The organism is Halomonas salipaludis, assembly GCF_002286975.1.
Taxonomy (GTDB): Bacteria; Pseudomonadota; Gammaproteobacteria; order Pseudomonadales; family Halomonadaceae; genus Franzmannia; species Franzmannia salipaludis.
In genome coordinates this window covers 91,732-114,136 of record NZ_NSKB01000011.1, presented here as the reverse complement: position 1 = coordinate 114,136, position 22,405 = coordinate 91,732, and the positions used below count along the sequence as shown (strand labels likewise).

Here is a 22,405-nt window from a genome sequence, read left to right as displayed (position 1 = left end):
GAATGTCCCGCGTAGCCAAATATCCGGTTAAATTGCCTAGCGGCGTCGAGGCAAAACTCGACGGCGACCAGCTGAGCGTCAAGGGCGCTCAAGGCACGTTGTCCATGACTATTCATGGCGACGTGATCATCGGCCAGGAAGAGGGTCAACTGACCTTCGTGCCGAGTGAGTCCGCCAAGAGCTGGGCAATGGCCGGCACTACCCGTGCACTGGTCCAGAACATGGTCACCGGTGTAAGCGAGGGCTTCACCAAGTCCCTCGAGATCAATGGCGTCGGCTATCGTGCCCAGGCAAGTGGCAAGACGCTCAACCTGACACTCGGCTTCTCCCACCCGGTCGAATATACGCTGCCGGAAGGTGTCTCTGCGGAAACCCCGAAGAACACCATCATCGTGCTGAAGAGCGCGAGCAAGCAGCAGCTCGGCCAGGTCGCCGCGGAAATCCGCGCCTTCCGTCCGCCCGAACCCTATAAGGGCAAGGGTATCCGGTACGGCGACGAGCAGGTCCGCCGCAAAGAAGCCAAGAAGAAGTAAGGCAGGGTTATGAACGCGAAGAAAGAATCTCGTCTCCGTCGTGCCCGCCGCGCTCGCGCCAAGATTCGCGAGCTGGGCGTGTTCCGCCTGTGCGTAAACCGTACCCCACGCCACATCTATGCGCAGATCATCTCGCCGGATGGTGGCAAGGTCCTGGCCAGCGCTTCGACGCTGGACAAGGCCCTGCGCGAGGGTGCGACAGGTAATTCGGACGCCGCCTCCAAGGTTGGTGCGCTGATTGCCGAACGCGCCAAGCAAGCGGGCATCACTCAGGTTGCCTTCGACCGGGCCGGTTTCAAGTACCACGGTCGAGTCAAGGCCCTGGCCGACGCCGCTCGTGAAGGCGGCCTGGAATTCTAAAGGGTTTTTACGATGGCGAAGAACGAACAGAACAACGGCGATCTGCAAGAGAAACTCGTGCAGGTCAACCGTGTCGCCAAGGTGGTCAAGGGTGGCCGTATCTTCGGTTTCACCGCACTGACCGTCGTTGGTGATGGCAATGGTCGTGTCGGCTTCGGCCGCGGCAAGGCGCGTGAAGTGCCGGTCGCGATCCAGAAAGCCATGGACCAGGCGCGCCGTAACATGATCAAGGTCAGCCTCAGCGGCCATACGCTGCAGTACCCGGTGAAGGCCCGTCATGGCGCCTCCAAGGTATTCATGCAGCCGGCCTCAGAGGGTACCGGGATCATCGCCGGTGGTGCCATGCGCTCCGTGCTCGAGCTGGCTGGCGTCCATGACGTCCTGGCCAAGTGCTACGGTTCCACCAACCCGGTGAACGTGGTGCGCGCGACCATCAATGGTCTCGCCTCCATGCAGTCTCCGGACGACATCGCCGCCAAGCGCGGCCTGTCTGTCGAAGCGATCTCGGGGTAAGACACCATGGCAGCAACACTCAAGGTTACCCAGACCCGCAGCACCATCGGCATTCTGCCCAAGCACAAGGCCACCATGAAGGGTCTCGGGCTGCGCAGAATCGGTCATGCGGTCGAACTGGAAGACACCCCCGCCGTACGCGGCATGATCCACAAGGTGAACTACCTTGTGCGCGTTGAGGGAGAGTAATCCATGAAACTCAATAGCCTGAGCCCGGCACCGGGCTCCAAGCACGCCGAGAAGCGCGTCGGTCGTGGCATTGGCTCCGGTCTGGGCAAGACCGGTGGCCGTGGCCACAAGGGCCAGAAGTCGCGCAGCGGTGGCTCGGTCAAGCCCGGTTTCGAGGGCGGTCAGATGCCGCTGCAGCGTCGTCTGCCCAAGTTCGGCTTCACTTCCATGAAGTCGCTGGTGTCCGAGGAAGTGCGCCTGGCCGAGCTGGCCAAGGTCGCGGGTGGCGACGTCACCCTGCAGTCCCTCAAGGATGCCAACGTGCTCAAGGACGCCACGCAGCATGCGAAGGTGATCCTCTCCGGCGAACTGAACACGGCGGTTACCGTTCGTGGCATCAAGGTCACCAAGGGTGCCCGTGCTGCGATCGAAGCTGCCGGCGGCAAGGTAGAGGACTAAATGGCTAAGTCAGGAAAAATGCCGGCGATGGGCAGCGGTCTGGGTGAACTGTGGGCGCGTTTGCGCTTCGTGCTCCTCGCCATCGTGGTGTACCGGATCGGTGCCCACATCCCCGTGCCCGGTATCAATCCTGACCAGCTTGCTGCCTTGTTCAGGGAGCAGCAGGGCACCATCCTGGGCATGTTCAACATGTTCTCGGGTGGCGCCCTGGAGCGCATGAGTATCTTCGCCCTCGGCATCATGCCGTACATCTCGGCGTCGATCATCATGCAGCTGCTGACTGCGGTCTCGCCCCATCTTGAACAGCTCAAGAAGGAAGGCGAGGCCGGCCGCCGCAAGATTAGCCAGTACACGCGCTACGGTACGGTGCTGCTGGCCTTCATCCAGGCAGTCGGCATGTCCGTCGGTCTGGCCGGGCAGGGCATCGCCTATACTCCCGACTTCAGCTTCTATTTCACGGCGGTGACGACCTTCGTCGCTGGCGCCGTGTTCATGATGTGGCTGGGCGAGCAGATCACCGAGAAGGGCATCGGCAACGGCATTTCGCTGCTGATCTTCGCCGGGATCGTCGCAGGTCTGCCGGGTGCTGTGGGCCAGGCGTTCGAGCTGGCGCGCAACGAAGGCGCCTGGAACGTACTGCCGCTGCTGGCGCTGTCGGTACTGGGTATCGCCACCGTGGCGTTCGTGGTGTTCATCGAGCGCGGCCAACGCCGCATCACGGTGAACTATCCGCGTCGTCAGGTGGGAAACAAGATGTATGCCGGCCAGAGCAGCTATCTGCCGCTGAAGGTCAACATGGCGGGTGTCATCCCGGCCATCTTCGCCTCCAGCATCCTGCTGTTCCCCGCCTCGCTGGGCCAGTGGGTCAGCGCCGGCGAGGGCATGGAATGGCTGCAGACGGCGTCGTTGGCTCTCGGGCCAGGACAGCCACTGTATATCTTGCTTTTCGGCGCGGCGGTGATATTCTTCTGCTTCTTTTACACAGCGCTGGTCTTCAACCCCAAGGATGTCGCTGACAACCTCAAGAAGTCAGGGGCCTTCCTGCCGGGCATACGCCCTGGTGAGCAGACTGCTCGCTATGTCGACAAGGTCATGACCCGTCTGACCCTGTTCGGTGCCTTGTACATCACTGCGGTTTCCCTGATGCCCCAGTTCCTGATCGTGGCGTGGAACGTGCCGTTCTTCTTCGGCGGTACCTCGCTTCTGATCGTGGTGGTGGTCATCATGGACTTCATGGCCCAGGTGCAGTCGCATCTCATGTCGCACCAGTATGAGTCGGTGATGAAGAAGTCCAACCTGAAAGGCTACGGTAGCGGCGGCATCATGCGCTGAGGCGCGCCGTTGCGATTTGGAGAGAACGATGAAAGTTCGAGCTTCCGTAAAGAAAATGTGCCGTAACTGCAAGATCATTCGACGCAATGGCGCTGTGCGTGTCATCTGCATCGAACCGCGGCACAAGCAGCGCCAGGGTTGATCCCTGGTCTGTGATTCAACCGGGTGCCGGCATGCCTCTTGCCCTCTGGTAGGGAAAGGGGTATGCTGTTGCGCCTTTTGTAGATGATTAATCGAGCAAGCCGCTCAGAAAACGCCGACTGAATCGGCGAGCGGAGTGAAGCGCTAGGCGCACGGCGCGCAGGAACCAGAGCCTATTGGTATAGGTGAGGGTTTCGAGCACCGCGCAACGCAGCGATTCGCCCGCGCAGCCATTCAAGCGGTTTTTCGCAAACTTCGGAGTAAGCTGATGGCCCGTATTGCAGGCGTCAATATCCCGGACAACAAGCATGCGGCGATCTCGCTGACCTATATCTTCGGGATTGGCCGCACTCGTGCACAGGAAGTCTGTGCTGCTGCCGGTATTGCGCCGACCACCAAGATCCAGGAGCTGTCCAACGAAGAGCTGGACACCCTGCGTTCTGAAGTCGGCAAGTACACCGTAGAAGGTGACCTTCGTCGTGATGTGACGCTGAATATCAAGCGTCTCATGGACTTGGGTTGCTACCGTGGTCTGCGTCATCGTCGTGGTCTTCCGCTGCGTGGTCAGCGTACCAAGACCAATGCGCGTACCCGCAAGGGCCCGCGCAAGCCGATCCGCAAATAACACGCATGTTCTGGCGTTAAGACAGGAAGAAACATCAACATGGCTAACCCGCGTAGTAACCGTAAAAAGGTGAAAAAGCAGGTAGTGGATGCGGTTGCCCACATCCATGCCTCTTTTAACAACACGATCGTGACGATCACAGACCGCCAGGGCAACGCTCTGTCATGGGCGACTGCCGGTGGTTCGGGTTTTCGTGGTTCTCGCAAGAGCACCCCGTTCGCTGCTCAAGTGGCAAGCGAACGTGCAGCGACTGCTGCAGCCGAGTATGGTGTGAAAAACGTCGACGTGCTGGTCAAGGGCCCCGGTCCAGGCCGTGAATCCGCCGTGCGCGCGCTCAACGCCGCCGGTTTCCGCGTGCAAAGCATCACCGACGCGACGCCCGTTCCCCACAACGGCTGCCGTCCGCCGAAGAAACGCCGCGTTTAAGGAGACAGATTCATGGCTCGTTACATTGGACCGAAGTGCAAACTGTCTCGTCGTGAGGGTACCGACCTCTTTCTGAAGAGCGGTGTCACTCCCTTCGAGAAAAAGTGCAAATCCGAGCAGATCCCGGGTGTGCACGGCCAGCGCCGTCAGCGTCTTTCCGACTACGGCTTGCAGCTTCGTGAGAAGCAGAAAGTGCGTCGTATGTATGGCGTACTCGAAAAGCAGTTCCGCAACTACTACAAGGAAGCGGCCCGCATCAAGGGCGCGACCGGTGAAGTGTTGCTGCAGCTGCTCGAATCCCGACTGGACAATGTCGTCTACCGCATGGGCTTCGGCTCGACTCGCTCTGAAGCGCGTCAGCTGGTCAGCCACAAGGCGATCGTCGTCAATGGCAAGACCGTCAACGTGGCGTCCTACAAGGTCAAGCCGGGTGACGTGGTGTCCGTTCGTGAGAAGGCCAAGAACCAGGCCCGCATCCAGTCCGCACTGGCGATCTCCGCCAACCGCGGCGATGTGGCATGGATCGACGTCGACTCCAAGAAGATGGAAGGCACTTTCAAGGCCCTGCCTGAACGTGGCGACTTGTCTGCCGACATCAACGAAAACCTGATCGTCGAGCTGTACTCGAAGTAATCACCCGACGGGTGATGCCGGGCCCGCAAGGGCCCGGAGCAGAGTACCGAGTATCCGTTTGGCAGCCTGAAAGGTGTTCATATGCAGCGTTCAGTGACAGAGTTTCTCCGTCCTCGCGATATCAAGGTCGAAGAGATCAGCGCGCACCACGCGAAGATCGTGCTCGAACCGTTCGAGCGCGGCTTCGGTCACACCCTGGGGAATGCTCTGCGTCGCATCCTGCTCTCGTCGATGCCCGGCTGTGCCGTGGTGGAAGCCGAGATCGCGGGTGTCGACCACGAGTACAGTGCGATCGAAGGGGTCCAGGAAGACGTCATCGAGATCCTCCTGAATCTTAAGGACGTGGGGATCAAGATGCACAGCCGCGACGAGGCGGTGCTCTCGCTGAACAAGCAGGGCCCGACCATCGTGACCGCGGGTGACATCGCCACCGACCACGACGTCGAGATCGTCAACCCCGAGCACGTCATCGCCCACGTCAACGAGGGCGCCGAGCTGCAGATGCAGCTCAAGATCGCTCGCGGCCGTGGCTATGAGCCGGCGGATACCCGCCTTGGTGCGGATGACGAATCACGGGCCATTGGTCGCCTGCAGCTGGATGCGACCTTCAGCCCCGTTCGCCGGGTTTCCTACGCCGTTGAAGCGGCGCGTGTCGAGCAGCGTACCGACCTCGACAAGCTGGTCATCGACCTGGAAACCGACGGCACCCTGGATCCGGAAGAGGCGATCCGTCGCAGCGCGACCATTCTGCAGGAGCAGTTGGGTGCGTTCGTCGACCTGGAAGCCGACAAGGAACAGGAAGTGGAGGAGGAGGAGGATCATATCGATCCCATCCTGCTGCGTCCCGTAGACGATCTCGAGTTGACCGTCCGCAGTGCCAACTGCCTGAAGGCCGAGAATATCTATTACATCGGCGATCTGATCCAGCGCACCGAGGTGGAGCTGTTGAAGACCCCGAATCTCGGCAAGAAGTCATTGAATGAAATCAAGGACGTGTTGGCAGCGCGCGGTCTGTCCCTGGGCATGCGGCTGGAGAATTGGCCGCCAGCAAGCCTGAAGGACGACAAGGCCTCCGCGTGAGCGTCGACTCGAGTCCCAGTTTGGTAAGGAATCACAACCATGCGTCATCGTAAGAGTGGTCGCCACTTAAACCGTACCAGCTCGCATCGCCAGGCCATGTTCAAGAACATGTGCGTGTCGCTGGTCGAGCATGAAATGATCAAGACTACCCTGCCCAAGGCCAAGGAACTGCGTCGTCATATCGAGCCGCTGATCACCCTGGCCAAGCAGGACAGCGTCGCCAACCGTCGTCTGGCCTTCAGCCGCACTCGCTCGAAAGAGACGGTCGGCAAGCTCTTCAACGAGCTGGGTCCGCGTTACGTCGAGCGTCCGGGCGGTTACGTCCGTATTCTCAAGTGCGGTTTCCGCACCGGCGACAACGCGCCAATGGCCTATGTCGAACTGGTCGATCGTCCGATCGCCGAAGAGGCTGCCGCCGAGGAGTGATCCCCGGCGTTGCCTTCGGCACGGCAGACAAAACCGGCTCCTTTCGAGGAGCCGGTTTTTTTGTCTCTGGCTTGACTGTTGCTGATCCTGATGGCCTTGAGTCGCGGCTTGCTCGCCGACAGGTCTCCGCGGGGGCGCTATAAATACTTCCCTGTAGGCTACCGATTCCCTGCTTCGCTCTCGCATCTTGCTCCGCTCGCAGGACCGGTGCTGGCCATCCATGGCCAGCCCGTTCGGAGCAGTGCTCCCCACCCCTGGAATCGGACCCCCGCTACGACCTGTCCCCGGCGCCGCTCACCATTGGTGGCTTCCCGCTTGTCAGGTTTCCGCCGTGCTCGTGGCCCGCGGCTCGGAGCGCGTGGCTTGCCTTTCCAGCAGCGGCTTGAGGAAGTGGCCGGTGTGGGACCCGGCCATCTTGGCAACCTGCTCCGGGGTGCCCTCGGCGATGATCTGGCCGCCGCCGGAGCCGCCCTCCGGGCCGAGGTCGATGATCCAGTCGGCGGTCTTGATCACATCCAGGTTGTGCTCGATTACCACGATGGTGTTGCCGTGGTCGCGCAGGCGGTGCAGCACGGTGAGCAGTTGGCGGATGTCCTCGAAGTGCAGGCCGGTGGTGGGCTCGTCGAGGATGTAGAGCGTCTGGCCGGTATCGCGCTTGGCCAGCTCGCGGGCCAGCTTGACGCGCTGCGCTTCGCCGCCGGAGAGCGTGGTCGCGCTCTGGCCGAGGCGAATGTAGGAGAGCCCGACGTCGAGCAGGGTCTGCAGGCGGCGGGCAATGGCGGGTACCGGTGAGAAGAACTCGAGGGCTTCCTCGACGGTCATCTCCAGCACCTCGTGGATGCTCTTGCCCTTGTAGTTGATCTCCAGCGTCTCGCGGTTGTAGCGCTTGCCCTTGCAGACGTCGCAGGGCACGTAGATGTCGGGCAGGAAGTGCATCTCGACCTTGATCATGCCCTCGCCCTGGCACGCCTCGCAGCGCCCACCCTTGACGTTGAAGCTGAAGCGCCCCGGCTTGTAGCCCCGCGAGCGCGCCTCCTGGGTGCCGGCAAACAGCTCGCGGATCGGCGTGAAGATGCCGGTGTAGGTGGCCGGGTTGGAGCGCGGGGTGCGGCCGATGGGGCTCTGGTCGATGTCAATGACCTTGTCGAGCTGCTCGAGGCCCTCGATGCCGACATGGGGAGCCGGGGTCAGAGTGGTGGCGCGATTGAGCTCGCGTGCAGCGATCGGCATCAGGGTGCCGTTGATCAACGTCGACTTGCCGGAGCCGGAGACGCCGGTGATGCAGACCAGCAGCCCCAGCGGCAGTGTCAGGGTTACGTCCTGCAGGTTGTTGCCAGTGGCGCCGGTGAGGCGCAGCTGCTTCTCGGGGTTGCCGGGAATCCGCCACGGCGGCACTTCGATGCGCCGGGTGCCGGCCAGGTACTGGCCGGTCAGCGACTGCTTGCACGCCTTGATCTGCTGCGGGGTGCCCTGGGCGACGATCTGGCCGCCGTGGACGCCGGCGCCCGGGCCGATGTCGAGCACATGGTCGGCGGCGAGGATCGCCTCCTCGTCGTGCTCGACCACGATCACGGTATTGCCCAGGTCGCGGAGATGCACCAGGGTCTTGAGCAGGCGGTCGTTGTCGCGCTGGTGCAGGCCGATGGAGGGCTCGTCGAGGATATACATCACCCCCACCAGGCCGGCGCCGATCTGGCTGGCCAGGCGGATGCGCTGGGCCTCGCCGCCGGAGAGGGTCTCGGCGCTGCGCTCCAGGTTGAGGTAGTCGAGGCCGACGTTGACCAGGAACTCCAGGCGCGCCTGGATCTCGTTGACGATCTTGACGGCGATCTCGCCCTTGCGCCCGGGTAGCGCCAGCTGCTGAAAATAGCGCAGCGCCTCGCCGATCGGCATGCGCACCATCTCCGGCAGCGTGCGATCGTCGATATAGACGTGGCGTGACTCCTGGCGCAGCCGGGTGCCGTGGCAGCTGGGGCAGGGCTGTACGGCGAGGTACTTGGCCAGGTCCTCGCGCACCATGTTGGATTCGGTCTCGCGGTAGCGGCGCTGCATGTTGGGCAGCACGCCCTCGAAGGGGTGCTCGCGGGTGACCTTGCGACCGCGGTCGTTGACGTAGCTGAAGGCGATGTCGTCATGGCCGCTACCGTGGAGGATCACCTCCTGCTCGTGGCGGGCGAGATCCTGCCAGGCGGTTTCCAGGGCGAAGCGGTAGTGGCTGGCCACCGCCTGCAGCTGGTTGAAGTAGTAGACGCTGCGCCGGTCCCAGCCCTTGATCACGCCCTCGGCCAGCGACAGTTCGGGGTGGCTGATCAGCTTGGCCTGGTCGAAGAACTGCTGAACGCCGAGGCCGTCGCAGCTCGGGCAGGCGCCGGCGGGGTTGTTGAACGAGAACATGCGCGGCTCGAGCTCGGCAATCGAGTAGCCGCACACCGGGCAGGCGAAGCGCGCCGAGAAGTTGATGTCCTCGTGCTCGCCGTCCATGAAGTGAATCACCGCCACGCCGTCGGCCAGACCGAGTGCGGTCTCGAAGGACTCGGCGAGGCGCTGCTGCAGGCCGTCGCGGACCTTGATACGGTCGACCACCACGCTGATGTCGTGTTTCTTGTTCTTGTCCAGCGGCGCGATGTCGTCGAGCTCGAGGATCTGGCCGTCGATCCTGGCGCGTACGAAGCCCTGGGCGCGCAGCTCGGCGAGCAACTGCAGGTGCTCGCCCTTGCGGCCGCTGATCACCGGTGCCAGCAGCATCAGCTTGCTGCCCTCGGGCAGTGCCACCACCTGGTCGACCATCTGCGAGATGGTCTGGGCCTCGAGATCTTCGCCGTGCTCCGGGCAGCGTGGGGTGCCGGCGCGGGCGAACAGCAGGCGCAGGTAGTCGTAGATCTCGGTGATGGTGCCGACGGTGGAGCGCGGGTTGTGGGAGGTGGACTTCTGTTCGATGGAGATGGCCGGCGAGAGACCCTCGATATGGTCGACGTCGGGCTTCTCCATCATCGACAGGAACTGCCGGGCGTAGGTCGAGAGCGACTCGACGTAGCGGCGCTGGCCTTCGGCGTAGAGCGTATCGAAGGCCAGCGACGACTTGCCGGAGCCGGACAGCCCGGTGACCACGATCAGCTTGTCGCGGGGTAGCTCGACGTCGACCTGCTTGAGGTTGTGGGTGCGCGCACCCCTGACCAGAATCCTGTCCATTACCACCTCATGCGCAGCGCAAAAGCTCGATTATACGGCCCCGCCATGAGTCGCGGCAAAGGCGCATATCATGCAGCGGCATTACGGCATGGATTCCCTGTACGGCGGCGAGTCGGTAGAATACTCGGTCCATCATCCTCGGGCGTCCCGCGCCCGTCCATACGAGTTCGACACGTTGCACTGCGCATGCTCTCTGGTCTGCTGTTAGCCACCGAACGCCGCGCCATCATCGGCCTGGCCAGCCTGTATGCCTCACGCATGCTGGGGCTGTTCATGGTGCTGCCGGTGCTGGCGCTATATGCCGACGACCTGGCCGGCGCCACGCCGCTGCTGATCGGCCTGGCGCTGGGTGCCTACGGGTTGACCCAGGCGATCCTGCAGATTCCCTTCGGGCTGCTCTCCGATCGCATTGGACGCAAGACGGTGATCGCCGCCGGGCTGGTACTGTTCATGCTCGGCAGCGTGGTCGCCGCACTGGCCGACAGCATCGGTGGGGTGATTCTGGGCCGCTGCCTGCAGGGCAGCGGGGCGGTGGCGGCGGCCATCATGGCGCTGCTCGCCGACCAGACTCGCGAGCAGGTGCGCACCGCGGCGATGGCCACCATCGGCATGTCGATCGGCCTGGCCTTCGCCTTGGCAATGGTCATCGGTCCGTGGCTGGCCAGCGGCTTCGGTCTATCCGGGGTGTTCTGGTTCACCGCGTTGCTGGCGGCGTTGAGTCTGCTGGTGTTGTGGCGGCTGGTGCCCCAGGCGCCGCGCCGGCTGCGCCATCGCGACGTGCTGCTCGACCGCGCCCAGCTCAAGGCGACCCTGGGGCGCAGCGACCTGGTGCGACTGGATATCTCGATCTTTGCCCTGCACCTGATCCTGATGGCGATCTTCGTTGCCGTGCCGTTCCGCCTGCTGGAAGTGGGCATCGCCCTGCCGCATCACGGCTGGGTCTACTTCGCGGTCATGGCGCTGGCCTTCGTGGTCATGGTGCCGCTGGTGATCTTTGCCGAGAAGCGTCACCGCATGCGCGGCGTGTTCCTGCTGGCGGTGGCCGGCATGGCGCTGTGCCTGCTGGGGCTCGGTGCGCTGCCCGTCGGCCTGGTGTCGATGAGCTTGCTGCTGCTGGGCTTCTTCACCGCCTTCAATCTGCTCGAGGCGACGCTGCCGTCGATGCTCAGCAAGCTGGCGCCGGCGGGGGCCAAGGGCACCGCCATGGGGGTCTACTCCACCAGCCAGTTCCTGGGTGCCTTCCTGGGTGGCGTCATGGGCGGTGCCCTGGCCCAACAGTGGGGCTATGATGCGGTATTCTATGGCAGTGCGCTGGTTGGGCTGGGCTGGCTGGCGGCGATCTGGCGGATGCCGGCGCCGCGCCATCTGGCCAGTGAAGTGGTAGCGTTGGACGAGCAGGCGCATGGTGATGCCCTGGAGACGCTGATGGAGCGTTTTGCCGACGTGGCTGGGGTGGAGGACGTACTGGTGGTGCCGGAAGAGCGGCTGGCCTATCTCAAGGTCGACCGCCAGCGCCTCGACAGCGATGCCCTGGCACGCGTGGTGGGGATCAAGCGAAACCACTAGCCGTTGGCTGGTGGTCAACAAGACATTGGGGGCGTCATGACGTCGCCCGGCAATCAAGGAGCGAGACATGGCTCGTGGAGTGAATAAAGTCATCTTGATCGGTAACCTCGGTCAGGACCCGGAGGTGCGCTTCCTGCCCTCCGGCAACCCGGTGGCCAATCTGCGCATTGCCACCACCGACAGCTGGACCGACCGCCAGAGCGGCCAGCGTCAGGAGCGCACCGAATGGCACACCGTGGTGCTGTTCAACAAGCTGGCCGAGATCGCCCAGCAGTACGTCAAGAAAGGCTCGCGGATCTATATCGAAGGGCGCCTGCAGACGCGCAAGTGGCAGGGCCAGGACGGTCAGGATCGCTACAGCACCGAGATCGTCGCCAACGACATGCAGATGCTCGATAGTCGCGGTGCTGGCCAGGGCGGCGACTTCCAGCAGCAGGGCAACTACGCCGGCGGCATGCCCCAGCAGGGCGGCTACCCTCAGCAGGGTGGTAATGCGCCGCAGCCGCCGCCTCAAGGCGGTGGGTTTGGCCAGGGCCAGCCGCGGCCGCAGCAGCCGGCACCGCAGCCGGCACCGCAACCTGCTCCCCAGCAGCCGCCGGCCCAGGGCGGCCAGCAGCAGGGCAATAACTATGGGGCGCCGGCACCGGGTAGCTTCGACGACTTCGACGACGAAATCCCGTTCTGATCGTGAGGCTGCTGATACTCGATGCCGGCCACTGTCTGAGCCTGGCACTGGCGCGTGAGGCCAATCGGCGCAGCGATACCCGGCTGATGATCGAGGAGCGCCCGGCGATCAGCGCCGAGGCGCTCACCGAGCTGGCCCCCGACGCGCTGGTGATCCCGCCGCTGGCCAGGCCGATCAGCGCCGAGCCGGCGGCGGTAGTCGCCCACGCCGAGGCGGTGGAAGCGTGCCTGGTGGCGTGTCGTGCCACGCGTACGCCGCTGGTGTGGTGTGTCTCCGACCAGCTCTACGAGGATGGCCACGATGCGCCTATCGACGAACATGTGATACCTGCGCCGCGTGACGAGAGCCTGCGGCGCTTGATCCAGGTCGGCGACCGGATTCGCCAGCAGCACGCCGAGCACCTGATCGTGCGCCTGGGGCCGCTGTTCGCGCTGGATGGCGCCAGCGCCTGGCTCAGCGAGCTGATCGATAGCCTGCTGGCCGGCGACGAGGTGCGAGTGGCCGAGGATGTGATCTTCTGTCCGACCTCGGCGGATGCCGCGGCCATGGCGCTGCTTGGCATGCTGCACCAGCAGCATTGCGGTGCCAAGGCGTGGGGCGCCTACCACCTGGCGGGCACCGAGCCGGTCAGTGGCTACACCTTTGCCTCGATGGTGCGCACCCAGCTTGCCACGCGCCTCGAAGGGCTTGGCGAGCAGGTCGAACTGGGGCCGCTCAAGGCGCTCAATCACCACCACGACCAGCCGCTGCGCCGGGTGCTCAACTGCCGGCGGGTACTGGAAGCCTTCGGCGTGCACCAGAAGCCGTGGCGGCTGGAGGTGGGGCGCATGCTCGACACCTGGTGCCGCGGGCGCAGCGGTGGAGCGGCATCATGAACCTGCTGCGTAGTCTGCTGTTCTATGCCGGGTATTTCCTGACCATGCTGGTGTGCGGCGTGCTGTTCCTGCCGCTGGCGCCGCTGCTGCCGCTGGCCGGGCGCTACCGCCTGCTCAACCTGTATAACCACGCCATCATTGCCTGGTTTCGGATCAGCTGTGGCGTGCGCTATGACATTCGCGGTCGCGAGCGCCTGCCCGATGCGCCCTGCGTGGTCCTCTCCAACCACCAGTGCGAATGGGAGACGCTGTTCCTGCAGGTGCTCAAGCCGCCGGTGTGCACGGTGCTCAAGCGCGAGCTGCTGAATATTCCGGTGTTCGGCTGGGGGTTGCGGCTGCTACACCCCATTGCCCTGGATCGCTCCAAGCCGGCCCGTGCCATGCGCCAGGTGCTGACCCAAGGCAAGCAGCGCCTGGAGGAAGGCCTGTCGGTATTGATCTTTCCCGAGGGCACACGGGTTGCACCGGGCCAGCGTCGCCACTACAACAAGAGTGGGGCAGTGATCGCCTGCCGCGCCGGCATGCCAGTGTTGCCGGTGGCGCATAATGCCGGAGAGCGCTGGCCGGGGCGCCACTGGGTGAAGAACCCCGGGCGGCTGTCGGTACGCGTCGGTGAGCCGATCGACACCCGCGGGCGTACGCCGGAAGACGTACTGGTCGAGGTCGAGGCGTGGATCGAGGGCCAGCTGGCGGAGATTTCCGAAGTGCCGCGGCCCGCAGCTCCCGTCGGACGTGGAGAGCCGTTGCCCGGCTGAGCGGTTGCATGGGCCTTGACGACGAACGGCGCCCGAGGGGCGCCGTTCGTCGTCATGCGGTTGCTACGCGTGACGCTCAGTCGCTGAGCGTCTCCAGTACCAGGCAGGCGTTGGTGCCGCCAAACCCGAAGCTGTTGGAGAGCACGCGGTTGACCTGGGCATCGTCACGACGCTGGGTCACGATATCGAAGCCGGCGGCCTGCTCGTCGAGGTCATCGACATTGGCCGAGGCGGCGATGAAGTCGTGCTCCATCATCAGCAGCGAGTAGATCGCCTCCTGCACGCCGGTGGCGCCCAGCGAGTGGCCGGTCAGCGACTTGGTCGAGCTCATCGCCGGGGTCCGGTCGCCGAACACTTCACGTACCGCCTTGAGCTCGGCGACGTCGCCCACCGGCGTTGAGGTGCCGTGGGTATTGATGTAGTCGATGCTGCCGTTGACGGTGGCCAGTGCCTGACGCATGCAGCGCGCCGCGCCCTCGCCGGACGGTGCCACCATGTCGTGGCCGTCGGAGGTGGCGCCGTAGCCGGTGACCTCGGCGTAGATTCTGGCGCCACGCGCCTTGGCGTGCTCGAGTTCCTCGAGCACCAGCATGCCGCCGCCACCGGCGATGACGAAGCCGTCGCGGGCCTTGTCGTAGGGACGTGAGGCCTTGTCCGGCATGTCGTTATAGTGGGTCGAGAGCGCGCCCATGGCATCGAACAGGCAGGAGAGTGTCCAGTGCTCCTCCTCGCCGCCGCCGGCGAAGACCACGTCCTGCTTGCCGAGCTGGATCTGTTCTACGGCGCTGCCGATGCAGTGCGCCGAGGTGGCGCAGGCCGAGGAGATCGAGTAGTTGACGCCCTTGATCTTGAACGGCGTGGCCAGGCAGGCCGAGACGGTACTGCCCATGGTGCGCGTCACCCGGTAGGGCCCCACGCGTCGCAGGCCCTTGTCGCGCATCACGTCGGCGGCCTCGACCTGGTTGGCGCTGGAGGCGCCGCCGGAGCCGGCGATCAGGCCGGTGCGCTCGTGGGAGACCTGGGCCTCGCTGAGGCCGGCATCCTCGATGGCCTGGGCCATGGAGACGTAGGCGTAGGCCGCGGCATCGCCCATGAAGCGGCGCAGCTTGCGGTCGATCAGGGCATCGAGGTCGATATCGACCACGCCAGCGACCTGACTGCGGAAGCCGCGCTCGGCGTATTCATCCTTGAAGCGAATACCCGAGCGCCCTGCCTTGAGCGCATCGAGGACCTGGTGCTGGTCGTTGCCGAGGCAGGACACGATGCCCAGTCCGGTGACTACCACTCGTCGCATGGGAGCCTCCTGTCAGAAATTCGCGGTAGAGGTAAACAGGCCGACCCGCAGGTCGTTGGCCTGATAGATATCGCGGCCGTCGACGGTCACGGTGCCATCGGCCATGCCCAGGATCAGGCGCCGGGTGATGATGCGCTTGATATTGATATGGTAGGTGACCTTCTTGGCCTCGGGCAGGATCTGACCGGTGAACTTGACCTCACCGCAGCCCAGGGCGCGGCCGCGACCGGGGTGGCCAAGCCAGCCGAGATAGAAGCCGACTAGCTGCCACATGGCGTCGAGGCCCAGGCAGCCGGGCATTACCGGGTCGCCGGGGAAGTGGCAGTCGAAGAACCACAGGTCGGGGCTGATATCGAGCTCGGCGATCAGTTCGCCTTTACCGTGATCACCGCCTGCCTCGTTGATGCGCACGATGCGATCGAGCATCAGCATGTTGGGGGCCGGCAGCTGAGCATTGCCTTGGCCGAACAGTTCGCCTCGGCTGCATGCCAGCAGCTCGTCACGGCTATAGGATTCTTGCTTGGTCACTGAGTCGTTCCGAGAGTCGAATTTATTGTGGAGCGCGCTGCACGCGGACTGGCTGCATTCTACTGACAGCGGGCAGCGATTGCACGCCGGCCGTATGTCGCTGCGTTGGCGGGCATTTTTTGCATTGCCCTTCAGCCTGGGGGCATGATGCCGATAATCCAGTGATGATGACAAACCGCCACGAGGCAGGGCAACGCATTGATCCCCGATTTCATGACACTGTGCCATGTGGCCACACTTCTCGCTTAGCCGGCCGCTAGTCTGGCTGGCCCTGGCTGGCTTGGCGGCGGTGAGCTGGCTGCCGGGCGTGTGGCTGCGGCTGACGGTGGTGGCGATCATTGCGTTGGGCCTGTTCGATGCCTGGCGCCAGGTGCGCCGCGAGCATCGCCGTGCGCGGCTTTCCGAGGCGGCGCTGATGCTCTCCGAAGATGGCGTGATGATCAGCGATGCGCGCAATCGCATCGTTGCCGTCAACCCCGCCTTTACCAAGATCACCGGCTATGCCAGCGATGACGTCGAGGGCCAGGATCCGTCGATGCTCTCTGCCGGGCGTCACGACAAGGTGTTCTACGAGCGCTACTGGCAGTCGTTGACCACCACCGGCCGCTGGGAAGGCGAAATCTGGAACCGCCGCAAGCACGGCGACGAATACCCCGAGTGGCTGCGCGTCCAGGCCTGCCCGGATGAGCGCGGCCGCATCAGCCACTATGTCGGCATGTTTACCGATATTTCCCGCCACAAGGCCCGCGAGCAGGATCTGCGCCGGATCGGCTTCGAGGATCCGCTTACCGGCCTGCCCAACCGCCGCCGCCTGCATGACCTGATGACCTCGCGGCTGCGCCACCTGCGCGCCGGCGAGGGTTTGGATATCGCCCTGATCGACATCGACGGCTTCAAGGCGGTCAACGATGCCATGGGCGTCGATCTCGGCGACCGGCTGCTGGCGCGCTTCGGCCAGCGCCTGGCCGGGCACGTCGCCGGTGGAGTGGTCGGGCGGCTCGGCGGCGACGAGTTCATGGTGATTCGTACCACCACCTTCGATGATCACGACAAGTGGGTCGCCGGCCTGCGCGCGCATCTCAGCGAGCCGTTCGAGCTCAACGGCGATAGCCTGCGCCTGGGGTTGACCATCGGCAGCTGCCGCGCGCCGGAGGACGGTCGCGACTCCGGAGTGCTGTTTCAGCGCCTGGAGTCGGCGCTGTACAGCGCCAAGCGTCACGGACGCAATCACGACCAGCGCTTCCGCCCGTCGCTGGACGTCGCCGGTGACCGCCAACTGGCGCTGGTCAACGACCTGCGCGCAGCCCTGGCCAGCGGCGGCCAGCTCGAGCTTCACTACCAGACCCAGCACCGTCTCGACAGTGGCGAGCTGGTCGGTATGGAGGCGCTGCTGCGCTGGCGCCATCCGCAGCACGGCATGATCTCGCCGGGTGATTTCATTCCTCTGGCCGAGCGCCACGGCATGATGAGTGCACTGGGCAACTGGGTGGTCGAGCGCGCCGCGGCGCAGTTGGCCAACTGGCGCCTGGCCGGCATGCCGGCGGTGCCGGTATGGGTCAATATCTCGGCGATCCAGCTGATCCAGGGCGATCTCGAGTCGCGGCTGGCGGCCTGCCTGTCGCAGCATCAGCTGCCGGCCAGCATGCTGGGGCTAGAGCTCACCGAATCGGTGCTGCTCGACGAGCGTGCCGGTGATATCTATCCGCGCATGGCGGCGTTGCGTGCGCTGGGCCATCAGATCGCCATCGACGACTTCGGCACCGGCTATTCGTCGCTGAGCTACTTGAAGCGCCTGCCGGTGGACAAGCTCAAGCTCGACCGCGCCTTTGTCAGCGCCCTGCCCGACGATCCGGCCGATGCCTCGATCGTCAGCGCGGTACTGGCCATGGCTCGCGGCCTCGATCTCGAGGTCATCGCCGAAGGGGTGGAGACCGAGGCTCAGCGCCAGTTCCTGCTCCAGCACGGCTGCCCGCTGGTGCAGGGTTTCCTGTTCTCCCGGCCGTTGCCGGCGGCAGAGGTCGAGGCGCATCAGTTGGGCGAGCCGCAGTCGGCCTGAGCCTCTCAGCCGAGGCGCCACCTTATTCACTGCCCGGTGTACCTGCGGGGCCTGTAGGCGTGCCAGGCTCCTACCGCGCCGGTCAGCGGTGCCGGGCGCGCTCCGGGCTTGGCCAGCAGCAGGTGGCAGGTGCCGATGGTGCGTTCCAGGAAGCCCCCTTCGCAGTAGCATAGGTAGTAGCGCCACATGCGGATGAAGCGCTCGTCGTAGCCCATGCGACGGATGCTATCGAGGCTGGCCTCGAAGCGCTGGCGCCACTCGCGCAGGGTGCGCGCATAGTGCAGGCCGATCTCGTCCAGCGCCAGCACGTTGAGGCTGGTACGTCGGCTAAGGCTGGCGAGGATGGCGTGATGCGAGGGAAGAAACCCGCCGGGAAAGATATAGCGCTTGATGAAATCCATGTCGCGCTTGGCGGCCTCGAAGCGCTGGTCGCGAATGGTGATGGCCTGCAGCATCGCCTGGCCGTCATTGCTGAGCAAACGGTCGAGGGTCGCCAGGTAGGTATCGAGGTACTGATGGCCGACCGCTTCGATCATCTCGACCGAGATCAGCCGGTCGTAGCGCCCCTCCAGCTCGCGGTAATCCTGCTGCAGCAGGGTGATTTGATCGCCAAGGCCTTCCGCGGCGATGCGCCGGGCGGTATACGCGTACTGCTCGGCGGAGATGGTGGTGGTGGTCACCCGGCAGCCGCGGGTCTTGGCGGCGTGGATCGCCAGGCCGCCCCAGCCGGTACCGATCTCCAGCAGGTGGTGCTGGGGGCCGACATCGAGCTTACCGAGCATCACGTCGAGTTTGTGGGTCGAGGCCTGCTCCAGGCTTGCCTCGGCGTGGGGGAACAGCGCGCTCGAGTACATCCGGTGCTGGCGGTCGAGAAAAGTCTCGAACAGCTCGTTGCCGAGGTCGTAGTGCGCCGAAATATTGCGCTTCGAACCGCGTAGGGTGTTGCGCTGCAGGCCGTAGAGCGCATTCAGCAGCCAGCGCCCGAGCCGTGCGCTGCCGTTCTCGACCTCGCCGTTGACGCGCGCCAGATTGATGGCGAACAGCCGCGTCAGGGCGACCAGGTCGTCGCAGTCCCAGTCGCCGTCCATGTAAGCCTCGGCGGCACCCACCGTGCCGCCCAGCGCCAGGCGCTTCCAGGCCGCATGGCGGTGTACCCGTAGCGTGGCGTGCAGCGAGCCCCCGCGGCCCAGCCGCTGGCAGTGGTCGCCCTCGATCAAGGTGACCTGACCGCCTTCCAGGGCGTCCAGCTGGGCCAGCAGGCGCGGCTTGACGAGACGAATCAGACGGCTGCCGTGGCGCGACAGGTCCTGTGAGGTGGCAGAGCGTGTCGTACTCACGACGGTGTCTCCTCGCGCTGGGGGTGATCATGAACGGGGACGCCCTTGGCCCACAGCCGCAGCGCCTCGAAATGGATGCCGGCCAGGGTCTTGAGGCTCATCCACGGCTGGCGCGCCAGGCTGGCGAGCAGCACGCCGCGGGTCGCCGGGTGGGCCTCGAGGGTCAGGGTGGCGTCGAAGTGACAGCGCTCGTCCTTCCAGTTCTCCATGTGCAGCAGCAGCCGCTCACCGGGGGTGTTGAAGCGCCAGCGGTAGGTCATGTCCATGGGGTTGAAGGGCGACACGTGCATGGCCTTGGCGAACTCGGCGGCGTGGCTGTGGCGCTTTGGGTCCACCGCGCAGGCGTAGCGCACCCGCTCACCCCAGGGGGTGTTGCTGACCTCGCCGAGCACCGCGCGCAGGGCGCCGTCGCGATCGTAGGCGTAGTACACCGAGATCGGGTTGAAGCCCATGCCGAGGGTGCGCAGCTGGGTCAGCACGCAGATGCGTCCGCCCGGGGCAGCGCCGAGCTGGCGCTCGAGCTCCTCACGCACCAGCGTCGCCAGCGGGCGGTCGTGGGGCGCCAGGTAGTCCTGGCGGCGAAAGCGCGCCAGGGCCGGGCGGCGGGCGCTGAAGCCCGGCACGCCGTCGAACAGTGCTGGCAGTTCGTCGAGGTCGAGCCAGGCCATCCACACCTGGTAGCTGAAGGCGTGGGCGCGCGGAGTGAAGCGCCGGTGGCGCAGTTCGCCGCGGTAGATGCGCGAGTGTGGCTGACTCATGCGCGCTCCTCGGCCAAGGGCTGGGTGCCGGCCGACGATGCTGCGTCGCTGCCCAGCGACTGGGCCACGCGCAGCGCGCTCCATACGCCGTCTTCGTGAAAGCCGCTGCGCCAGTAGGCGCCGCAGAAGTGGGTCCGCCGCTGACTGCCGGAGATCTCGCCATGGCGCGCCTTGGCGGCCTCACCGGCGAGGGTGAACTGGGGATGGGCGTAGTCGAAACGTCCCAGCACCTTGTGCGGGTCGATGACCTGGCTGTCGTTGAGCGTCACGCAGAAGGTGTGTGGGCTCTCGAGGCGCTGGAGGATATTCATGTCGTAGGTCACCGAGACCCGGGCACCGGCGTCGCGGCCGTCGAGGCGATAGTTCCAGCTGGCCCAGGCGCGCCGGCGGCGTGGCAGCAGGCGGGTATCGGTGTGCAGCACCACGTCGTTGGATTGATACGGCAGCGCCGCGAGGATCTCGCGCTCGGCGTCGCTCGGGTCGCTGAGCATGGCTAGCGCCTGGTCGGCGTGGCAGGCCAGCACTACCTGGTCGAAACGCTCCTCGCCGTGACGGCTGGTCAGGGTCACGCCCCGGGCGTCGCGGCGTATCGCGTGTACCGGGCTCGCCAGGCGAATGCGCTCGCGGTAGGGCGCTGTGAGTGCCGGGATGTAGGCGCGTGAGCCGCCCACCAGGGTGTGCCACTGGGGACGGTTGCTGACCGACAGCAGGCCGTGATGGCGGAAGAAGCGCACGAAGAACTGCAGCGGAAAGGCCATCAGGTCGCTGATGCTCGCCGACCAGATCGCCGCACCCATTGGCAGCAGGTAGCGGGTGCGGAAGTCCTCGCCGTAGCCGCCGGCCGAGAGATAGTCGCCAAGGGTCATGGCCGGGTCGAGGCGCTCGGCGTCGAGGTCGGCGCTGGCCTGGCGGTTGAAGCGCAGGATGTCGCGCAGCATGCGATGGAAGCGCAGGCTCACCAGGTTGCGCCGCTGGGCGAACAGCGACGCGAGGGTGTGGCCGTTGTACTCGAAGTCGCGACCGGTCTCGTGCACCGAGAAGCTCATCTCGGTGGGCTGGCTGGCCACCCCCAGGGTGGCCAGCAGCTGCTGGAAATGCGGGTAGGTCCAGTCATTGAAGACGATGAAACCGGTGTCGATGGCGTAATCGCGGCCGTCGAGGCTGACGTCGATGGTCGCGGTATGGCCGCCGAGCCGGGTCTCGGCCTCGAATAGGGTTACCTCATGCCGAGGCGTGAGGTAGTAGCCGGAGGCCATGCCGCTGATGCCGCTACCGACGATGGCGATACGCTGTCGCGACGTCATGCGTCACCTCCGCTGCTGTGGCCGTTGGCTTGCACCATGCGCAGGCCGAGGCGCCGCCGCAGTCGCGGTGGCAGGATGCCCATCAGCCGTACCAGGTTGGTGAAACGGCGTGGGAAATGGATGTCGAGCTGACGCCGGTCGAGGCCCTTGATGATGGCCGCTGCGGCCTGCTCGGTGCTGATGCGCATCGGCATCGGGAAGTCGTTGCGGTCGGTGAGCGGCGTCTTGACGAAGCCAGGATGGATCACGCTAACGTCGATGCCCTCGCCGTCGAGATCGAGGCGCAGCGACTCCAGGAAGTAGCTGAGGGCGGCCTTGGAGGCACCATAGGCCTCGGCGCGGGGTAGCGGCACATAGGCTGAAGCGCTCGAGGTGGCGGCCAGCAGCGGGCGAATGCCGTCATGATCGCGGGCGCGGCGCAGCAGCGGCAGCGCCGCCTGCATGGCGTACAGGGCGCCGAAGAAATTGGGCGCAAAGACTCGCTCTACCAGGTCCACATCGAAGCAGCGCGCATCGAGATATTCGCAGGTACCGGCGTTGAGTATCGCCATGTCGAGCCCGCCGAGCTGAGCCTCGAGGCGCTGGCCGGCGGCGCGTACGGCGCTGTGATCAACGACGTCGAGGGGGACCACCAGGGCGTTGTCGGAGCTCGCCGCCAGGGCATTGAGTTTATCGACATTGCGCGCGCTCAGCGCTACGCGGTGGCCGTCAGCCAGCAGCCGTTCGGCTAGCGCCAGACCAATGCCGGACGTGGCCCCCGTCAACCAGATGCGCCGCGGTCGTTGCAGTGTGGTCATGCCTCCTCCTGGCCAGCGATTCGACGGCGCCGGCCGTCCTGGTCATCTACGCGGCCAGGGCGAGGCTGGATGCACTACCAGTCTCAGTGCCTAGCCGGCGCGACGCTTGACCTGGCGGATCACGCTGCCCAGCAGCGGTAGCCGCTCGTAGAGCAGGGCGCCGGCATCGAAGTAGTCGCGATGCTGGCAGACCCGCTCGCCGTGGGGACCGTCGCTGGCCGCGAAACGCAGCCGCGAACAGCCCTCCACGTGGTAGTCCCGTCCGCCGGCGAGCCTGGGATGACGCAGCGTCATGGTCCAGGTTACGAAGGCGGTGTCGGCCAGACGCTGGCGCTCGCCAAAGGCGAAGCGACAGGTTTCGAGGTTGGCGTAGAGCCGCTCGAAGTAGCCGGTCAGGGCCGCGATCCCGTCGAGGCGATGCAGCGGATCTTGGAACACCACGTCCCTAGTGTATACCTCTGGCAGTAGATTTGTAGAGGCTTTGTCTAGCTTATTGTAGAAGTCACAGAACGACTCCAGGGCAGGATCCTGGTGCATGGCGGGGCTCCGTTCGAGGTGGCTGGGG

The 22,405-nt window shown here is 65.0% G+C and carries 25 protein-coding genes; 17 read left to right on the top strand and 8 right to left on the bottom strand.

Annotated features, from left to right (window positions below; genetic code table 11):
• Positions 1–2 precede the first annotated feature (2 nt).
• From rplF to rplQ, 12 genes are all read left to right on the top strand, one after another.
• Positions 3–533, top strand: a complete 531-nt coding sequence (gene rplF, locus CK498_RS23060) for a 50S ribosomal protein L6 (RefSeq protein ID WP_095623206.1) — start codon at positions 3–5, stop codon at positions 531–533.
• A gap of 9 nt (positions 534–542) precedes the next feature.
• Positions 543–893 (top strand): 50S ribosomal protein L18, encoded by a 351-nt coding sequence (gene rplR, locus CK498_RS23055; protein WP_095623205.1) that lies wholly within the window; start codon positions 543–545, stop codon positions 891–893.
• A gap of 12 nt (positions 894–905) precedes the next feature.
• A complete protein-coding gene (rpsE, locus tag CK498_RS23050) occupies positions 906–1,406 on the top strand; it encodes a 30S ribosomal protein S5 (RefSeq protein ID WP_095623204.1) in 501 nt (166 codons plus the stop codon).
• Positions 1,407–1,412: 6 nt separating this feature from the next.
• Positions 1,413–1,595: a 50S ribosomal protein L30 gene (rpmD, locus tag CK498_RS23045; protein ID WP_095623203.1), complete on the top strand. Its 183-nt coding sequence runs from the start codon at positions 1,413–1,415 to the stop codon at positions 1,593–1,595.
• Positions 1,596–1,598: 3 nt separating this feature from the next.
• Positions 1,599–2,033 (top strand): 50S ribosomal protein L15, encoded by a 435-nt coding sequence (gene rplO, locus CK498_RS23040; protein ID WP_095623202.1) that lies wholly within the window; start codon positions 1,599–1,601, stop codon positions 2,031–2,033.
• Positions 2,034–3,365, top strand: coding sequence for a preprotein translocase subunit SecY (secY, locus tag CK498_RS23035; RefSeq protein ID WP_095623201.1), 1,332 nt, complete (start codon positions 2,034–2,036; stop codon positions 3,363–3,365).
• 28 nt (positions 3,366–3,393) lie between these two features.
• Positions 3,394–3,507, top strand: coding sequence for a 50S ribosomal protein L36 (gene rpmJ, locus CK498_RS23030; RefSeq protein ID WP_009099023.1), 114 nt, complete (start codon positions 3,394–3,396; stop codon positions 3,505–3,507).
• Between the two features lie 267 nt (positions 3,508–3,774).
• Complete coding sequence (gene rpsM / locus CK498_RS23025) at positions 3,775–4,131, top strand: 30S ribosomal protein S13 (protein WP_095623200.1); 357 nt, start codon at positions 3,775–3,777, stop codon at positions 4,129–4,131.
• Between the two features lie 39 nt (positions 4,132–4,170).
• Positions 4,171–4,557: a 30S ribosomal protein S11 gene (gene rpsK, locus CK498_RS23020; protein ID WP_011505752.1), complete on the top strand. Its 387-nt coding sequence runs from the start codon at positions 4,171–4,173 to the stop codon at positions 4,555–4,557.
• 12 nt (positions 4,558–4,569) lie between these two features.
• A complete protein-coding gene (rpsD, locus tag CK498_RS23015) occupies positions 4,570–5,190 on the top strand; it encodes a 30S ribosomal protein S4 (RefSeq protein ID WP_095623199.1) in 621 nt (206 codons plus the stop codon).
• 81 nt (positions 5,191–5,271) lie between these two features.
• Positions 5,272–6,270: a DNA-directed RNA polymerase subunit alpha gene (locus CK498_RS23010; RefSeq protein WP_095623198.1), complete on the top strand. Its 999-nt coding sequence runs from the start codon at positions 5,272–5,274 to the stop codon at positions 6,268–6,270.
• Between the two features lie 39 nt (positions 6,271–6,309).
• A complete protein-coding gene (gene rplQ / locus CK498_RS23005; RefSeq protein WP_076749583.1) occupies positions 6,310–6,696 on the top strand; it encodes a 50S ribosomal protein L17 in 387 nt (128 codons plus the stop codon).
• 318 nt (positions 6,697–7,014) lie between these two features.
• Here the strand turns inward: rplQ and uvrA are convergent, their stop codons facing one another.
• Complete coding sequence (gene uvrA / locus CK498_RS23000; protein ID WP_095623197.1) at positions 7,015–9,885, bottom strand: excinuclease ABC subunit UvrA; 2,871 nt, start codon at positions 9,883–9,885, stop codon at positions 7,015–7,017.
• A gap of 180 nt (positions 9,886–10,065) precedes the next feature.
• Between uvrA and CK498_RS22995 the strand changes: the two genes are divergently transcribed.
• The 4 genes from CK498_RS22995 to CK498_RS22980 all read left to right on the top strand — a co-directional run bounded on the left by CK498_RS22995 (position 10,066) and on the right by CK498_RS22980 (position 13,766).
• Positions 10,066–11,451 (top strand): MFS transporter, encoded by a 1,386-nt coding sequence (locus CK498_RS22995; RefSeq protein WP_095623228.1) that lies wholly within the window; start codon positions 10,066–10,068, stop codon positions 11,449–11,451.
• Positions 11,452–11,518: 67 nt separating this feature from the next.
• On the top strand, positions 11,519–12,136 hold the full coding sequence (gene ssb, locus CK498_RS22990; protein ID WP_095623196.1) for a single-stranded DNA-binding protein: 618 nt from the start codon (positions 11,519–11,521) through the stop codon (positions 12,134–12,136).
• Between the two features lie 2 nt (positions 12,137–12,138).
• Positions 12,139–13,011, top strand: coding sequence for a sugar nucleotide-binding protein (locus CK498_RS22985; protein ID WP_095623195.1), 873 nt, complete (start codon positions 12,139–12,141; stop codon positions 13,009–13,011).
• Positions 13,008–13,766, top strand: a complete 759-nt coding sequence (locus CK498_RS22980; protein ID WP_176475887.1) for a lysophospholipid acyltransferase family protein — start codon at positions 13,008–13,010, stop codon at positions 13,764–13,766. The genes CK498_RS22985 and CK498_RS22980 overlap by 4 nt, the downstream gene beginning before the upstream one ends.
• A gap of 76 nt (positions 13,767–13,842) precedes the next feature.
• Here the strand turns inward: CK498_RS22980 and fabB are convergent, their stop codons facing one another.
• Entirely contained in the window at positions 13,843–15,060 is a 1,218-nt protein-coding gene (fabB, locus tag CK498_RS22975; protein WP_095623194.1) for a beta-ketoacyl-ACP synthase I, read from the bottom strand.
• Between the two features lie 12 nt (positions 15,061–15,072).
• Positions 15,073–15,588: a 3-hydroxyacyl-[acyl-carrier-protein] dehydratase FabA gene (gene fabA / locus CK498_RS22970; RefSeq protein ID WP_095623193.1), complete on the bottom strand. Its 516-nt coding sequence runs from the start codon at positions 15,586–15,588 to the stop codon at positions 15,073–15,075.
• A 226-nt stretch (positions 15,589–15,814) separates the two neighbouring features.
• On the opposite strand from fabA, the gene CK498_RS22965 reads away from it, so the two are divergent.
• Positions 15,815–17,644 carry a putative bifunctional diguanylate cyclase/phosphodiesterase gene (locus CK498_RS22965; RefSeq protein ID WP_095623192.1) on the top strand — a complete coding sequence of 610 codons (1,830 nt, stop codon included), beginning with the start codon at positions 15,815–15,817 and terminating at the stop codon, positions 17,642–17,644.
• A 26-nt stretch (positions 17,645–17,670) separates the two neighbouring features.
• On the opposite strand, the gene CK498_RS22960 is transcribed toward CK498_RS22965, so the two are convergent.
• The 5 genes from CK498_RS22960 to CK498_RS22940 form a co-directional block, all read right to left on the bottom strand.
• Positions 17,671–18,981 (bottom strand): SAM-dependent methyltransferase, encoded by a 1,311-nt coding sequence (locus CK498_RS22960; protein WP_095623191.1) that lies wholly within the window; start codon positions 18,979–18,981, stop codon positions 17,671–17,673.
• On the bottom strand, positions 18,978–19,739 hold the full coding sequence (locus tag CK498_RS22955; RefSeq protein ID WP_095623190.1) for a DUF1365 domain-containing protein: 762 nt from the start codon (positions 19,737–19,739) through the stop codon (positions 18,978–18,980). Before CK498_RS22955 ends, CK498_RS22960 begins: the two co-directional genes overlap by 4 nt.
• Positions 19,736–21,043 carry an NAD(P)/FAD-dependent oxidoreductase gene (locus tag CK498_RS22950; RefSeq protein ID WP_095623189.1) on the bottom strand — a complete coding sequence of 436 codons (1,308 nt, stop codon included), beginning with the start codon at positions 21,041–21,043 and terminating at the stop codon, positions 19,736–19,738. The genes CK498_RS22955 and CK498_RS22950 overlap by 4 nt, the downstream gene beginning before the upstream one ends.
• Positions 21,040–21,840 (bottom strand): SDR family NAD(P)-dependent oxidoreductase, encoded by an 801-nt coding sequence (locus tag CK498_RS22945; protein WP_095623188.1) that lies wholly within the window; start codon positions 21,838–21,840, stop codon positions 21,040–21,042. The genes CK498_RS22950 and CK498_RS22945 overlap by 4 nt, the downstream gene beginning before the upstream one ends.
• A gap of 90 nt (positions 21,841–21,930) precedes the next feature.
• Complete coding sequence (locus CK498_RS22940) at positions 21,931–22,377, bottom strand: nuclear transport factor 2 family protein (RefSeq protein WP_095623187.1); 447 nt, start codon at positions 22,375–22,377, stop codon at positions 21,931–21,933.
• Between the last annotated feature and the right edge of the window lie 28 nt (positions 22,378–22,405).

Coding starts and splice junctions, on each gene's coding strand:
- rplR (WP_095623205.1), top strand. CDS start 543: ATGAACGCGAAGAAAGAATCTCGTCTCCGTCGTGCCCGCCGCGCTCGC.
- CK498_RS23010 (WP_095623198.1), top strand. CDS start 5,272: ATGCAGCGTTCAGTGACAGAGTTTCTCCGTCCTCGCGATATCAAGGTC.
- CK498_RS22945 (WP_095623188.1), bottom strand. CDS start 21,840: ATGACCACACTGCAACGACCGCGGCGCATCTGGTTGACGGGGGCCACG.
- CK498_RS22940 (WP_095623187.1), bottom strand. CDS start 22,377: ATGCACCAGGATCCTGCCCTGGAGTCGTTCTGTGACTTCTACAATAAG.
- CK498_RS22955 (WP_095623190.1), bottom strand. CDS start 19,739: ATGAGTCAGCCACACTCGCGCATCTACCGCGGCGAACTGCGCCACCGG.
- CK498_RS22950 (WP_095623189.1), bottom strand. CDS start 21,043: ATGACGTCGCGACAGCGTATCGCCATCGTCGGTAGCGGCATCAGCGGC.
- rplQ (WP_076749583.1), top strand. CDS start 6,310: ATGCGTCATCGTAAGAGTGGTCGCCACTTAAACCGTACCAGCTCGCAT.
- rpsM (WP_095623200.1), top strand. CDS start 3,775: ATGGCCCGTATTGCAGGCGTCAATATCCCGGACAACAAGCATGCGGCG.
- rpmJ (WP_009099023.1), top strand. CDS start 3,394: ATGAAAGTTCGAGCTTCCGTAAAGAAAATGTGCCGTAACTGCAAGATC.
- secY (WP_095623201.1), top strand. CDS start 2,034: ATGGCTAAGTCAGGAAAAATGCCGGCGATGGGCAGCGGTCTGGGTGAA.
- uvrA (WP_095623197.1), bottom strand. CDS start 9,885: ATGGACAGGATTCTGGTCAGGGGTGCGCGCACCCACAACCTCAAGCAG.
- ssb (WP_095623196.1), top strand. CDS start 11,519: ATGGCTCGTGGAGTGAATAAAGTCATCTTGATCGGTAACCTCGGTCAG.
- CK498_RS22965 (WP_095623192.1), top strand. CDS start 15,815: ATGTGGCCACACTTCTCGCTTAGCCGGCCGCTAGTCTGGCTGGCCCTG.
- fabB (WP_095623194.1), bottom strand. CDS start 15,060: ATGCGACGAGTGGTAGTCACCGGACTGGGCATCGTGTCCTGCCTCGGC.
- rpsD (WP_095623199.1), top strand. CDS start 4,570: ATGGCTCGTTACATTGGACCGAAGTGCAAACTGTCTCGTCGTGAGGGT.
- CK498_RS22980 (WP_176475887.1), top strand. CDS start 13,008: ATGAACCTGCTGCGTAGTCTGCTGTTCTATGCCGGGTATTTCCTGACC.
- rpsK (WP_011505752.1), top strand. CDS start 4,171: ATGGCTAACCCGCGTAGTAACCGTAAAAAGGTGAAAAAGCAGGTAGTG.
- rpmD (WP_095623203.1), top strand. CDS start 1,413: ATGGCAGCAACACTCAAGGTTACCCAGACCCGCAGCACCATCGGCATT.
- rplO (WP_095623202.1), top strand. CDS start 1,599: ATGAAACTCAATAGCCTGAGCCCGGCACCGGGCTCCAAGCACGCCGAG.
- rpsE (WP_095623204.1), top strand. CDS start 906: ATGGCGAAGAACGAACAGAACAACGGCGATCTGCAAGAGAAACTCGTG.
- rplF (WP_095623206.1), top strand. CDS start 3: ATGTCCCGCGTAGCCAAATATCCGGTTAAATTGCCTAGCGGCGTCGAG.